Source organism: Sphingobacterium bovistauri, from assembly GCF_020295405.1.
Classification (GTDB): domain Bacteria; phylum Bacteroidota; class Bacteroidia; order Sphingobacteriales; family Sphingobacteriaceae; genus Sphingobacterium; species Sphingobacterium bovistauri.
Genome location: NZ_JADEYP010000040.1, coordinates 1 through 14,422, shown reverse-complemented (window position 1 = coordinate 14,422; position 14,422 = coordinate 1). Strand labels below are relative to the sequence as shown.

Sequence of the window (14,422 nt, the reverse complement as noted above, 5' to 3'; positions counted from 1 at the left end):
GATGTGAGACATTAGTATTTATCTATTATCTCACATCTAACAACTCAGATCTATTTATAACTTCTTTGTGTTAACTTAACATTTTCGAATACCAACTCTTCTTTGTGAAGAACTTCTGGTTGATTGTCACCTGTGTATTCCCAAGCAGCTACGTATGCATATTCTTCGTCATTACGTTTCGCTTCACCTTCTTCTGTTTGTGATTCCAGACGGAAGTGACCACCACATGATTCTTCACGATTCAATGCATCGTCAACCATTAATTCACCTAACTCGATAAAGTCAGCTACACGACCAGCTTTTTCTAAAGACATATTCATCTCTTCATTCTCGCCTAATACATTTGCATTAGTCCAGAATTCTTTTTTCAAGTCTTGAATTAAGCCTTTAGCTTTTGTTAAGCCTTCTGCTGTACGAGCCATACCACAGTATTCCCACATGATGTGACCTAATTCTTTGTGAATATCATCAACCGTTTTAGTACCACGCAGTGCTAATAATTTGTTGATGTTATCTTCTACATCTTTACGTGTTTGTTCGAATGCTGGATGATTTTTATCAACAGGAGCAAATGATCCTAAATTAGCTAAATAATCACCTACAGTGTAAGGAATTACGAAATAACCATCTGACAGACCTTGCATTAATGCAGAAGCACCTAAACGGTTTGCACCGTGGTCAGAGAAGTTAGCTTCTCCTAAACAGTATAATCCTGGTACCGTCGTCATCAAATTGTAATCAACCCATACACCACCCATTGTATAGTGAACAGCAGGGTAGATACGCATTGGTTGTTTATATGGATTCTCATCTGTAATCTTGTGATACATATCGAACAAGTTACCATACTTAGCACGTACTGTATCTTCACCCATACGGTTGATAGCGTCTGCGAAATCTAAGTATACTGCGAAGCCCGTTTTACCAACACCACGACCATCGTCTACCATTTCTTTAGCATTACGAGATGCTACATCACGAGGTACTAAGTTACCGAATGAAGGGTATTTGCGCTCTAAGAAATAATCTCTGTCGTCTTCTTTGATATCTGCAGCTTTCAATTCTCCTTTACGGATTTTCTCAGCTAATTCTTTAGTTTTTGGAACCCATACACGACCATCATTACGTAATGACTCTGACATCAACGTTAATTTTGATTGGTGATCACCTGTAACAGGGATACAAGTAGGGTGGATTTGTGTATAACAAGGATTCGCGAAGTAAGCGCCACGTTTGTGCGCTCTCCAAGAAGCTGTTACGTTACAACCCATAGCGTTAGTTGATAAGAAGAACACGTTACCATAGCCACCTGTACACAATAATACAGCATGACCTTCGTGTGTTTCAATCTTACCCGATACTAAATCACGAGTGACGATACCTCTTGCTTGACCATCAATTTTTACTAAATCCAACATCTCGTGACGAGTGTAGGATTTAACTTTACCTTTATGGATTTGACGGTTCAATGCAGAGTATGCGCCTAATAATAATTGTTGTCCAGTTTGTCCACGCGCATAGAATGTACGTGAAACTTGTGAACCACCGAAAGAACGGTTGTCTAATAAACCACCATATTCACGAGCGAAAGGAACACCTTGAGCCACACATTGGTCGATGATATGTACTGAATTTTCAGCTAGACGGTGTACGTTTGATTCACGTGCACGGTAGTCACCACCTTTGATTGTATCATAGAATAAACGGAAGACAGAGTCACCGTCATTCTGATAGTTTTTAGCTGCATTGATACCTCCTTGTGCTGCGATAGAGTGCGCACGACGTGGTGAATCTTGGTAACAGAATGTCTTTACATTGTACCCTAATTCAGCTAAAGATGCAGCTGCAGAAGCACCTGCTAATCCTGTACCTACTACAATAATAGTAAATTTACGTTTGTTGGCAGGATTTACCAACTTCATATTGAATTTATGTTTTGACCATTTCTCGGCTAATGGGCCTGCTGGTACTTTAGAATCTAACATATCTTTATTTTTAAATAGAGATTACAAACCTTTGAAAAAGAAATACAATGGCATTGCAGCGAATGCAATAGGGATAATCACTCCGAAAACCCAAATACCAATTGACTTAACAATTCCGATATATCTTCTGTGGTTGAAACCTATAGTCTGGAATGCAGATTGAAAGCCATGAATTAAGTGAAATGACAACGCTGCCATTGCAACTAAATACAATAAGACGATTAATGGATTTTGGAATGTATAAGCTACTTGCTTGTACAAATCTTTTGTTTGAATAGTTTCTACCCCATTGTTTACGTAGATTTTGTAACCATCGTAGTTTGATGGTAATTGATCTGATGCAATAGTTTGACGATTGCCAGTAGCTAATTCAGTATTATACTCAATAAAAGGAGTAGAACCGAATTTGTATTGAAACCAAAAATGCTGTAAGTGTGTAGCTAGGAATACTAAAATAATAGTACCCAAGATACCCATGTTGCGAGAATTCCATTTGCTGTTTGCATTACCAGCTGACTGGTTGTAGCCAATAGGTCTAGCAGCTTTGTTTTTCGTCGTCAAGATTAATGCGTAGACAGCATGGATGATAATAGAAGCATAAAGTAAGTATGATACTACTTTAATAGGCGCGAAATTCGTCATGAAATACGCGTAATTGTTGAATGCATAGCCTTCGTCATTCTGAAATAACTGTAAGTTACCAATCAAGTGAATTACTAGGAACGTACATAAAAATAGTCCTGTTAAGCTCATGATTAATTTCTTACCTAGAGAAGAACTAAATAGCGGCTTTGATTTACTACTCATTATCCTTTAATGTTTAAATTTTTCTTGCAAAAATACCTAATCATTTATTAAAATGACTTTAAACACATAAAAAAGATATAATTTAGAATTGTTCTAAGCAATGTCTGTGTAATGTCAGGTATTGTGTTTTAGATTATCTGGGCTCATATTTTATCTAATACGAACCTATGGATTTTAGTGATTTTTAAAATAAGCTATATCCTAAGCTTATAGTCCATAAATTAAGCGTCTGTTTTCCAGCGCTTTCGTTTTTGCTCATGTTTCCTAATCCATATTCATAACGTACATCGATGATGAATTTGCTGAAATCTACACCTGTACCTACCACTACTGAAGAAAATTTGTCTTTATATTCTTTTAATTCATCAAGTGCACCATTTACATTGTCCTTGTATGGGTTGTTCTCATCTACAACAAATGAAAATAAAGGTCCAGCTTGTAACTTTAATTTAATTGGACCAATAGGGAATTTTGTTCCTAGAAGTACCGGTACATCTATGTTTGTGAATTTTAAATCACCTTTAATTAAATTAGAACCAGCATCCTCAGCTTCGGGGTGAATTTTTGCACTTTTGCTGGTGAAATATGCTTCGGGTTGGATATGAAATTTATCACCACCTAATCGTGTGAATATACCAGCTAAATACCCAACACTGTTTTCGTTGTTGAAAATCTCTTTGTCTGCTTTGATCTCAGCTACATTAAAACCTGCTTTAATACCAAGTTTGAAATCTTGTGCATTTGCTGATGAGATAAATGCAGTAACAGCCAATAATCCCAATAATATTGTTTTTTTCATAGAATAAATGTTATTTTAGACCTTCAAAATTATAAAATCATTTTTTAAATTATGTCAAGCCTTAAAATTACTAATTCTGATTGGGAAATTCTTAAATTAAAGCTCCAACGCAAATATAACCACTTATCTGATGAGGATCTAGCTTATAATGAGGGCGAAGAAAATCAACTTATAAATAGATTGGCAAAACGTTTGAAACGTACTCAAGAGTATGTTATCTTCACACTCTCAAAACAATTGGCAGATTTAACAAGTAATAGATTGTAACAATTAAATATGGAAATCAGTTGGGGAGATTTTGAAAAAGTTGATCTACGTGTCGGTACAGTGCTGGAAGCTAACGATTTTCCGGAGGCTCGAAAACCAGCTTATCAATTGGTAATAGATTTCGGACAAGAAATAGGTCTTCTTAAATCAAGCGCACAAATTACCAAACATTATTCAAAAGAAGATTTAATTGGTAGACAAATTGTAGCTGTAGTAAACTTCCCGAAGAAACAAATAGGGAAATTTATGTCAGAATGTCTTGTTACTGGATTTGCTGATGTTAATGGTGATATTGTTTTGACAAGTGTAGAAAGAACTTTGCCAAATGGGGCAAAATTAATTTAAAATGACGATATATAATTTTGAAGACGACGCTTCGCATATGAATCTTGACCAGATGTATATGAGAGAAGCTTACAAGTTGGCTCAAAAAGCCTATGAAGAAGATGAGGTGCCTATAGGAGCCATAATAGTTTCACATGGAAAAATAATCGGAAAGGGATATAACCTTACTGAACGATTAAATGATGTAACTGCACATGCGGAAATGCAAGCTTTTACCGCTGCAGCTAATTATTTGGGCGGTAAATATTTAAAGGATTGTACACTTTATGTGACTGTTGAGCCTTGTGTAATGTGTGCAGGAGCTTCTTATTGGACACAAATATCCAAAATTGTGTATGGAGCTAAAGACGAAAAAAGAGGATATGCGTCTATAAATCCTAAAATTGTTCATCCAAAAACAGAAGTTATTGCAGGAGTCATGGAGGCTGAATGTCGTGAATTAATGCAGCAATTTTTTAAGAGCAAGCGCTAAAGTTTTCCACAAAATGGCATTTAAATGAAACATTAAGGCATATGAATTGTTATATTCGTATTGTCTTTTAATATTAAAATTCAATAATTTAAAAATAAGTAACTATGGCATTTGAATTAGAAGCGTTACCATACGCAAATGACGCATTAGAACCTCATATTGATAAAGATACGATGGAAATCCATCATGATCGTCACCACCAAGCTTATGTAGATAATTTAAATAAAGCTATCGCTGGTACTGACGCTGAAAATGCATCTTTGGAAGATATTATCAAAAATATTAGTAAATACTCTGCTGCTGTTCGCAATAATGGTGGTGGGCACTACAACCACAAATTGTTTTGGTCTGTATTAGGTCCTAACGCTGGTGGCGAGCCTACAGGTGAGTTAGCTGATGCTATCAATGCAACGTTTGGTTCTTTCGCAGAATTAAAAACACAATTGCAAAACGCTGGAGCGACACGTTTTGGTTCGGGTTGGTCTTGGTTGATCGTTACTGCTGATGGTAAATTGGCGGTGACTTCTACACCTAATCAAGATAATCCATTAATGGATGTGGCAGAAGTAAAAGGAACTCCTATTTTGGGTATTGATGTGTGGGAACATGCGTACTACTTAAAATATCAAAACAAGCGTCCTGCTTATTTAGATGCAGTTTTCAATGTAATTAATTGGGATGCTGTAGCGGCTAATTATGCAGCAGCTAAATAATTAGGATCTTGATACAAGGTTTGAAAGGCGACATCATGTATGTCGCCTTTATTTTTTAAATTTGATGTGATATGAAAATTTTCAATCTAGTCATATTTATCATTTCGATAATGTTTTTGTCTTCTTGTCAAAGTAAGTCGAAGTTGAGTAGAGAATATGTTAAAGTGGAGGGAATAAAAATGGAAAATAGAGAAGTTGCCATATTGGCTGGTGGTTGTTTTTGGTGTGTTGAAGCCCCAATATTGCTGTTAGAAGGTGTGGATACTGTAGTTTCGGGGTATATTGGTGGGTATACAGAAAATCCCACATATGCTCAAATATGCACCGGAAATACAGGGCATGCCGAAGCCGTAAAAGTCACATATGATACTACAAAAATTACTTTCGATGAACTGTTGGAAGTGTTTTTTACAATGCATGATCCTACACAATTGAATCGTCAAGGTAATGATGTCGGGACACAATATCGTTCTGCTATTTTTCCTGTTAATAAAGAACAAGAGGAGAGGAGCCGTTATTATATCTCCGCACTAAATAAATCTGGAGCTTATGATAATCCAATTGTGACTACTATAGAAATGGCTGATAAATTTTATCAAGCAGAAGATTATCACCAAAATTATTACAACAATAATCCTAATGAGATGTATTGTCAATTGGTGGCACGCCCGAAAGTGGAAAAAGTGAAGAAAGTGTTCGCGAATAAACTAAAGAACAAGTAGATTCGCTATATGAAACCAATTCAATTTACCGTTTCTGTCTATGGCGAGGGAGTCTTTGCTGTTTTAGAAGATAAAAAAGAAAATTTTTATAACTATTATCACCGTCATGACGAAGCGCAGATAACCTATGTTTTGCGTGGAAAGGGAACGATAATGGTCGGTAATGTGATGCAGTCATTTCAATCTGGAGATATTTTCGTGCTTAAACCCAATGAACCTCATATGTTCGATAGAGAGGTGGAAGTAGAAGAGGAAAGGGGCGATATTCATGCTATTCACATTTTTGTGAATTTGGAGCGGATGAAAAAGTTATATCATATTCCTGAATTTGAATCTGTTCGTGACTATCTAAATGAACTACATACATCGAAGATGTTAGACCGTTCGATTTCGGAATCAATGATACATTTTTTTACAAATCTGATGGTAAAAACGGGGATGCCCCGTTTTACAGAGTTTCTGCAACTTTTACATGCATTGACACAACATCGCAATGATGCTATTTCATTGTATTCTGGGGTACGAGATATGAGTTATTCGGACAAAGATGGCGTCCGTATCAGTCAAGTGTACAAATTTACATTTGATAAGTATCAGGAAGATATTTCTGTTGATCAGGTTGCCTCACTTGTACATATGACCCCAACTTCTTTTTGTAAGTTTTTCAAAAAACATACGATGAAAACGTATATTACTTTTTTGAATGAGGTGCGTATCGAGAAGGCTTGTCAAATATTGTTAAACAATAAATCTGAAAATATCGCTGAGGCAGCTTTTCAAGTAGGCTTTAATAATATTGTGCATTTTAATCGTGTTTTCAAAGCAATCACCAAAATGTCTCCCAAAAAGTATATTCAAGCGCATAGTTTGGAGATGTAACTTAAATTGGTTTGTATATCAATAAAATATATGGACTTGTGAATTTATATGATAGAATATGTTTATTGATGGATAAATAGGGTAAAACTCAATTTTACCTTTTATTTGTAAATTTACCTCAAATAAATACTATCATGTTAAAAGGATTTTTCAATGTTCCGGCTCCAATTAATGAGCCTGTATATTCATACGCTCCCGGTACGACAGAGCGTGCAATGTTGAAAGCTGCAATAGCTGAAGCTAGAGCGCAAGAAATTGATGTTCCAATGTACATTGGTGCAGAAGAAGTTCGTACAGACAAGAAAGTAAAGCTTACGCCTCCACACGATCACCAACACGTTTTAGGATATTATTCGCAAGGTACAAAACAACATGTGACTGATGCAATCAATGCAGCATTAGCGGCTAAAAATGATTGGGAAAATTTACCTTGGGAGCAACGTGCTGCTATTTTCTTAAAAGCTGCAGAGTTAATATCTACAAAATATCGTTACAAATTAAATGCTGCTACGATGTTGGGACAATCAAAAAGTCCTTATCAAGCAGAAATTGATTCAGCATGTGAAATCATTGATTTCTTACGTTTCAATGTTAAGTACATGTCTGAAATATACCAACAACAACCTCCTGCGAATAGCAAAGGTATATGGAACCGTTTAGAGCAACGTCCTTTAGAAGGTTTTGTATTTGCTTTGACACCATTTAACTTTACAGCAATCGCTGGTAACTTGCCAACATGCGTGGCGATGATGGGTAATGTGGTTGTATGGAAACCATCGAATACGCAAATTTATTCGGCTAATGTATTGATGCAGATCTTCAAAGAAGCTGGTCTTCCTGACGGTGTTATCAACTTAGTATATGTGTCGGGTCCAGATGCAGGTGATGTGATTTTCAAACATCCTGATTTCGCGGGTATTCACTTCACAGGTTCTACAGGCGTATTTCAAGATATTTGGAAAACTATCGGTGAGAATATTCATCGTTACAAAACTTACCCACGTATTGTAGGGGAGACTGGTGGTAAAGATTTTATCATGGCACACTCTTCTGCTGATATCAAAGTATTGAATACTGCATTGGTTCGTGGTGCTTTTGAATTCCAAGGTCAAAAATGTTCTGCTGCTTCTCGTGCTTATATTCCTCAATCTTTGTGGGCTGAGTTGAAAGGTTTGATGGAAACGGATATCAAATCATTCAAAATTGGTGGAACTGAAGATTTCTCAAACTTCATTAATGCTGTTATCGATGAGAAAGCTTTTGATAAAATCACAAAATATATCGACAGAGCAAAAGAATCAGCAGATGCTGAAGTGGTAATTGGTGGAGAGTATGACAAGTCAAAGGGGTACTTTATTCATCCAACAGTTATCTTGGCAAAAACTCCAGATTACGAAACTTTATCCGAAGAATTATTTGGCCCTGTGTTAACAATTTATGTTTACGAAGACGCTAAATTTGAAGAAACGTTGAAGTTAGTAGATTCTACTTCTATCTACGCCTTGACAGGATCTATTATTTCTCAAGATAGATATGCAATTGATAAGGCTACGTATGAATTGCGTAATGCAGCAGGTAACTTCTATATCAACGATAAATGTACTGGTGCTGTAGTAGGTCAACAACCGTTTGGCGGTGCTAGAGGTTCGGGTACGAATGATAAAGCTGGTTCGATGATCAATTTATTACGTTGGGTTTCTCCACGTACAATCAAAGAAACATTTAATCCAGATACGGATTATAGATATCCTTTCTTATCTGAAGAATAATATAATATTAATGTTTGATTAGGTTAAAAGCTCCGGGATTTTCTCGGAGCTTTTTAGTTTTTATGTAAAAAAATATATTCTGCAATCAAAAATTGGTAGATTAGTTTTTTGGTTACGTTCTAAAAATTATTCTTTTTATGTTTTTAAACCTTCTTAAGCTAGAATGGAAATCATTTTTTAGGTCTGCGAACGCGGGGAAAAGTATTGCGATTAAGCTTTTCATGGGCTTTATTGGTTTGTATTTTCTGATTGTGTTTTTATTGTTAGGCATCGGGTTGTATGCGGCTTCTGAAAAGTTATTTCCCAATGAAGAGCCTATTCTGATTATAAATAATTATCTTCTCTATTGGTTAGCTTTTGAGTTTTGTTTGCGTTTTTTGTTGCAAAATTTACCTGTAATAAAAATTAAACCATTGCTTACACAGCGTATTTCAAAAAGTCGAATTGTACATGTTTTATTGTTTAAATCTGTATTCTCATTCTATAATATTCTAGCACTTGCAGTAGCAATACCATTTGCAATTGTCAATTTGAATAATTCTAGTTACTCTTTTTTAGCACTTTTTGGTTGGTTGCTTGGTTTATTGGGCTTTGTTTTTACATTAAATTTCTTTAACCTTTGGGTGCAACGAAGATTTTCTACGAATCTTAAAGCATTGGTTCCATTTGTACTATTATGTACGGTTTTGGTTGTATTAGAGCATTATTCAATTTTTTCTGTTAGTGAGCTTTTTGGAGGATTTTTCGATTTGGTTTTGGCTTACCCTATATTAGGTGCTTTACCAGTTGTGTTGGTCATTTTAAGTTATTGGCTTTCATTTAGAGATATAAAATCCAACCTTTATTTAGATTCTTATCTTGATAGTAAACAAAAGACGTATCAAGCTTCAGATTTAAGTTGGACGAATAGATTTGGAGATTTATCGCCATTTATACAGCTTGACCTTAAACTTCTATGGCGTAATAAACGCGCTAAAACAGCAGTCTATGTAAGTTTAGGCTTTCTAGCTTATGGCTTGATGTTTTATACCAATCCAATGTACGCAAATTCCAGTATGCTCATTTTTGTTGGTATTTTTATGACAGGTATTTTCATTATCAACTTTGGTCAATTCATCCCAGCATGGGATAGCTCTTATTTTCCGTTGTTGCAAACTAGACCTATCACCATGAAAACTTATTTGGAAGCTAAGGCAATGCTGATGTATATTTCGATCTTAATTCTGACTGTATTGAGTACAGCTTATATTTATTTTGGATCGGAGATTGTGTATATTAATGTAGCCTGTGCTATTTATAATGCCGGTATTAACGTCCCGATTTTGCTTTGTTTTGGTGCTTTTAACAAAAAATATATTGATCTTTCTAATGGGAATATGTTTAATTACCAAGGGATAGGCGCAGCACAATGGTTGGTAGGTTTGCCAATAATAATAATTCCTTTGGTGATATGGTTTGTTGTAAAGACTTTTGGTGATCAAAATACAGCAAACTTAGTATTGATTGGTATTGGTTTGATCGGATTAATACTTCGTAAAGTGATTATTAATGGTTTGGTGGAATTATATCTTGCTAACCGTTTTAAGATGTTAGAAGGGTTCAAACAAAGAGGTTAACTGATTTTAATTGTTAAATATGATAAGTATACAAAATTTGTCTAAAGAATATAACGGTGTTAAAGTTTTAGATTTAGAAAATATAAATATTAGAAAAGGAGAGAGTGTAGGGCTTGTTGGGAATAATGGAGCTGGTAAAACAACTTTATTTAGTCTGTTATTAGATTTGATTCAACCAAGTAGTGGTGAAATTCGGATCAATGATGTAAACGTCCATGCGAATGAAAAATGGAAAAAATTCACAGGTTCTTTTTTGGACGAGTCTTTTCTAATCGGATATCTCACACCAGAAGAATATTTCTATTTTATTGGCGAATTAAATAGTTTGCGTAAGGAAGAAGTAGATGCTTTTGTGTTGCAATACGAAGAGTTTTTTAACGGTGAAATTCTTAATAAGCATAAATACATCCGTGATATGTCAAAGGGTAACCAAAAGAAGGTTGGTATTATTGGCGCTTTGATTGGTAATCCTGAATTAATTATTTTAGACGAACCATTTGCTAATCTTGATCCAAGTTCTCAATTTCGTCTAAAGAATCTCATAAGAGAACTGATAACACAAAAAAATGTTACAATTATTATTTCAAGTCATGACCTCTCGCATATTGTTGAGATTTCTGATCGAATAATAGCTTTAGAAAAAGGTAAATTGGTAAAGGATATCGAAACTTCTTCAGAAACATTGGAAGAATTGAATACCATATTCTCAGTATAAAAATTAAAGGCTTCGAATTATTCGAAGCCTTTAGTTTTATTAAGATGTTTTCTTTCCAAAGAGTTTATCTACTACAATGGCTATAGCACCATCTCCAGTCACATTGCAAGCAGTACCAAAACTATCCATTGCAATATATAGTGAGATCATTAATGCTTGATTTTCTGCATTGAAACCTAACATAGATGTAATAATTCCCAAAGCAGCCATGATAGCACCGCCAGGCACTCCAGGTGCCGCAATCATGGTTACACCTAGCATGCAGATAAATCCAGCCATAGGCCCAAATTCTATAGGCATGCCTTGCAATAGCATAAGTGCGATGACGCAAGCTACTATTTTTAATGTACTACCTGCAAGGTGTATAGTCGCACAAAGTGGCACGACAAACGAAGCTACTTCATCAGAGATACCCGCTTTTTTCACTTGAGCTAGTGTAACAGGAATGGTCGCTGCTGAGGATTGTGTACCCAAAGCCGTGAAATACGCAGGCATCATTGTCGCGAGTAATTTGAAAGGATTTTTCTTAGCTATAGCACCAGCTATGATAAATTGAATTAAGAGCAAGATAATATGCAAAGCGAATATGACCCCAATAATTTTTACGAATACATTTAATATGATTAATACTTTTCCTGAATAAGTCATATCTAGAAAAATGCCAAATATAAATAGGGGTAAAAGAGGAATGATTACTTTTTCGATTATAAATGAAATGATATTTTCAAAATCATAGCTTACTTCAGCTAATTTTGAATGCTGTAATCTAGACAAACCTATTCCTACTAAGAATGAAAAAACTAAAGCGCCCATTACATCAAAGAATGGAGGGATTTCTAGCGTGAAATACGGTTTTAAACTTTTACCAGCTTCATCTATAGTGGTTAAGGTTTGGTTTTCTATTAAGGAAGGAAAGATGGATAAACTTGCAAAATACGTCGAAAACCCCGCGAAAAGTGTAGAACCATAGGCAATTATAACTGTTGTTAACAGCATTTTACCTGCGGTATTACCTAATTTGGCAATAGCAGGTATAATAAGACCAACAATAATTAGAGGAATTAAAAATTTTAATAATTGATCAAAGAGACCATTAAAAGTTGCGAATATATTTCCTATAGATTCAGGTAATATTTTTCCAAGTAGTATTCCTAAGGTAATGGCTATAACGACACGGAAGAGCAGATTGTTCCATAATTTTTTCATGCCCTAAAATACGAAATAAATAAAATATAAAAATTGACTGTTTTTAGTATTAATAGGTAAAAAGGGTTTAAATGAAAAACGCTTCCCAAAAATGGAAAGCGTTTTTCAGTATATGAAGAATAATTATTCTTCGTTATTCAGTTGATTTTGATCTAAGGCTTCACCTGTTACTTCTGCTCTGATTTTAGCTTCTAGTTCATCTGATAAATCAGGATTATCTAACAATAAGTTTTTAACAGCGTCACGTCCTTGTCCAAGTTTTGTATCTCCATAGCTAAACCAAGATCCTGCTTTTTTTATAATGTTGTATTCAACACCTAAGTCAATAATTTCACCAACTTTCGAAATACCTTCACCAAACATAATATCAAATTCAGCAATTCGGAATGGTGGAGCGACTTTATTTTTGACGATTTTTACTTTTACGCGGTTACCTGATACTTCGTCAGAATCTTTAATTTGTGAAGTACGACGTATGTCCAAACGTACTGAAGCATAAAATTTCAATGCGTTACCACCAGTAGTTGTCTCTGGGTTACCAAACATTACACCGATTTTCTCGCGCAATTGATTGATGAAAATACAACAACAATTTGTTTTAGAAATAGTTCCCGTTAATTTACGTAAAGCCTGTGACATCAAACGTGCTTGTAATCCCATTTTCGAGTCACCCATCTCGCCTTCAATTTCTGCTTTGGGTACTAATGCTGCTACAGAGTCAATAACAATGACATCTATTGCGCCAGAACGAATCAAATTATCCGCAATTTCTAAAGCTTGCTCTCCATTATCTGGTTGTGAGATTAATAGGTTTTCTATATCCACGCCTAATTTCTGTGCGTAATATTTGTCAAAAGCATGCTCCGCATCAATAAATGCTGCAACTCCGCCCGCTTTTTGCGCTTCAGCCACGATATGAGTAGCTAAAGTTGTTTTACCAGAAGATTCTGGCCCATATATTTCAATAATTCGACCTTTAGGAACACCACCAATACCTAACGCGATATCTAATCCCAACGATCCTGTCGAGATAGACTCTAAAGGTTCTACAGCGGAGTCACCTAATTTCATCACGGTACCTTTACCGTATGATTTTTCTAATTTATCAAGAGTAAGCTGTAATGCTTTTAATTTATCTGCGTTGCTCATATTTTTAGTATTAACATTTCAAATGTAAGATTATATTTTATATTAACAAAACTTTTTGCTAAAAAAATTAGTTATTTTTAATTGTATTAAAATTACGATGAAATTCGCTTATTCTTCAACGGTGTTGATAACTTTTGCTTTATAAGTCTTTTCGAAGTATTTACAAAAGTAAGTAATGGGACATTGTTCGCATTTTGGTTTTCTGGCAAGGCAAATGTATCTACCGTGAAGAATTAACCAATGATGTGCAATTTTAATGGTATCTACAGGAAGGAATTTCACCAGTTGTTTTTCAACTGCTAGCGGGGTGGTGGCTCTTGTTGTTAAACCTAATCTATTGCTCACTCGAAATACATGTGTATCTACAGCCATAGTAGGATTGTCGTATACGACTGATGAGATAACATTCGCTGTTTTGCGTCCTACTCCTGGTAATTTGACTAGATCCTCTATTTTCTCTGGAACTATGCCTCCAAATTCTGACAATAACTTTTGCCCCATTCCAACTAAATGTTTTGCTTTGTTGTTTGGGTAGCTGACTGATCTGATAAAAGAAAACACCTCTTCTACCGAACTTTCTGCTAAAGATTCAGGAGTTGGATACCTTTCAAATAATGCTGGAGTAATTTGATTGATACGTTTATCTGTACATTGTGCTGAAAGGATAACTGCGATTAATAGTTCGAAGGGATTACTATAGTGAAGCTCAGTTTGTGCGTCTGGATTGTGCGTAGAGAAATATTCTACAAAAGCCTTGTATCTGTCTTTTTTCAACATGATACAAAGATAATGTTTTAATCACGTTGTACATAAAAAGACAAAGAAGCTGTCCAAAAAGGGCAGCTTCTTTGTTTTATTTCGATTTTTAAGAAAACTTCTAATTGTTAAGCTGCATACTTGGATACAGAGGATATTTTGGATATTTTGTAATTATTGACAGTTTTGGATTCTGTTTTATTGCTAATAGAAGAGTTTATA

The 14,422-nt window shown here is 35.1% G+C and carries 15 protein-coding genes; 9 read left to right on the top strand and 6 right to left on the bottom strand.

The window, feature by feature from the left end; all coding sequences use genetic code 11:
• Nucleotides 1-50: 50 nt before the first annotated feature.
• From IPZ78_RS16060 to IPZ78_RS16050, 3 genes are all read right to left on the bottom strand, one after another.
• The gene (locus tag IPZ78_RS16060; protein WP_225555004.1) at nucleotides 51-1,985 is read right to left on the bottom strand and encodes a fumarate reductase/succinate dehydrogenase flavoprotein subunit; all 1,935 of its coding nucleotides are present in this window, start codon (nucleotides 1,983-1,985) and stop codon (nucleotides 51-53) included.
• 21 nt (nucleotides 1,986-2,006) lie between these two features.
• The gene (locus tag IPZ78_RS16055; protein ID WP_225555003.1) at nucleotides 2,007-2,792 is read right to left on the bottom strand and encodes a succinate dehydrogenase cytochrome b subunit; all 786 of its coding nucleotides are present in this window, start codon (nucleotides 2,790-2,792) and stop codon (nucleotides 2,007-2,009) included.
• Nucleotides 2,793-2,976: 184 nt separating this feature from the next.
• The gene (locus IPZ78_RS16050) at nucleotides 2,977-3,591 is read right to left on the bottom strand and encodes a porin family protein (protein ID WP_225555002.1); all 615 of its coding nucleotides are present in this window, start codon (nucleotides 3,589-3,591) and stop codon (nucleotides 2,977-2,979) included.
• Between the two features lie 51 nt (nucleotides 3,592-3,642).
• Between IPZ78_RS16050 and IPZ78_RS16045 the strand changes: the two genes are divergently transcribed.
• The 9 genes from IPZ78_RS16045 (at nucleotide 3,643) to IPZ78_RS16005 (ending at nucleotide 11,089) form a co-directional block, all read left to right on the top strand.
• Nucleotides 3,643-3,858: a hypothetical protein gene (locus tag IPZ78_RS16045; RefSeq protein WP_225555001.1), complete on the top strand. Its 216-nt coding sequence runs from the start codon at nucleotides 3,643-3,645 to the stop codon at nucleotides 3,856-3,858.
• A 9-nt stretch (nucleotides 3,859-3,867) separates the two neighbouring features.
• Entirely contained in the window at nucleotides 3,868-4,203 is a 336-nt protein-coding gene (locus IPZ78_RS16040; protein WP_225555000.1) for a tRNA-binding protein, read from the top strand.
• A 1-nt stretch (nucleotide 4,204) separates the two neighbouring features.
• The gene (locus IPZ78_RS16035) at nucleotides 4,205-4,675 is read left to right on the top strand and encodes a nucleoside deaminase (protein WP_225554999.1); all 471 of its coding nucleotides are present in this window, start codon (nucleotides 4,205-4,207) and stop codon (nucleotides 4,673-4,675) included.
• A 104-nt stretch (nucleotides 4,676-4,779) separates the two neighbouring features.
• Entirely contained in the window at nucleotides 4,780-5,388 is a 609-nt protein-coding gene (locus tag IPZ78_RS16030) for a superoxide dismutase (RefSeq protein WP_225554998.1), read from the top strand.
• A gap of 179 nt (nucleotides 5,389-5,567) precedes the next feature.
• Entirely contained in the window at nucleotides 5,568-6,110 is a 543-nt protein-coding gene (gene msrA, locus IPZ78_RS16025; protein WP_225554997.1) for a peptide-methionine (S)-S-oxide reductase MsrA, read from the top strand.
• Between the two features lie 9 nt (nucleotides 6,111-6,119).
• Nucleotides 6,120-6,989 carry a helix-turn-helix domain-containing protein gene (locus IPZ78_RS16020; RefSeq protein ID WP_225554996.1) on the top strand — a complete coding sequence of 290 codons (870 nt, stop codon included), beginning with the start codon at nucleotides 6,120-6,122 and terminating at the stop codon, nucleotides 6,987-6,989.
• A gap of 134 nt (nucleotides 6,990-7,123) precedes the next feature.
• Nucleotides 7,124-8,758 (top strand): L-glutamate gamma-semialdehyde dehydrogenase, encoded by a 1,635-nt coding sequence (gene pruA, locus IPZ78_RS16015; protein WP_225554995.1) that lies wholly within the window; start codon nucleotides 7,124-7,126, stop codon nucleotides 8,756-8,758.
• Nucleotides 8,759-8,895: 137 nt separating this feature from the next.
• On the top strand, nucleotides 8,896-10,374 hold the full coding sequence (locus IPZ78_RS16010) for a DUF5687 family protein (protein ID WP_225554994.1): 1,479 nt from the start codon (nucleotides 8,896-8,898) through the stop codon (nucleotides 10,372-10,374).
• Between the two features lie 19 nt (nucleotides 10,375-10,393).
• Nucleotides 10,394-11,089 (top strand): ABC transporter ATP-binding protein, encoded by a 696-nt coding sequence (locus IPZ78_RS16005; protein WP_225554993.1) that lies wholly within the window; start codon nucleotides 10,394-10,396, stop codon nucleotides 11,087-11,089.
• A 39-nt stretch (nucleotides 11,090-11,128) separates the two neighbouring features.
• Here the strand turns inward: IPZ78_RS16005 and IPZ78_RS16000 are convergent, their stop codons facing one another.
• The 3 genes from IPZ78_RS16000 to nth all read right to left on the bottom strand — a co-directional run bounded on the left by IPZ78_RS16000 (nucleotide 11,129) and on the right by nth (nucleotide 14,221).
• Nucleotides 11,129-12,295: a dicarboxylate/amino acid:cation symporter gene (locus IPZ78_RS16000; RefSeq protein ID WP_225554992.1), complete on the bottom strand. Its 1,167-nt coding sequence runs from the start codon at nucleotides 12,293-12,295 to the stop codon at nucleotides 11,129-11,131.
• Between the two features lie 123 nt (nucleotides 12,296-12,418).
• A complete protein-coding gene (gene recA, locus IPZ78_RS15995) occupies nucleotides 12,419-13,444 on the bottom strand; it encodes a recombinase RecA (protein ID WP_225554991.1) in 1,026 nt (341 codons plus the stop codon).
• 108 nt (nucleotides 13,445-13,552) lie between these two features.
• Nucleotides 13,553-14,221 (bottom strand): endonuclease III, encoded by a 669-nt coding sequence (nth, locus tag IPZ78_RS15990; protein WP_225554990.1) that lies wholly within the window; start codon nucleotides 14,219-14,221, stop codon nucleotides 13,553-13,555.
• Nucleotides 14,222-14,422 lie beyond the last annotated feature (201 nt).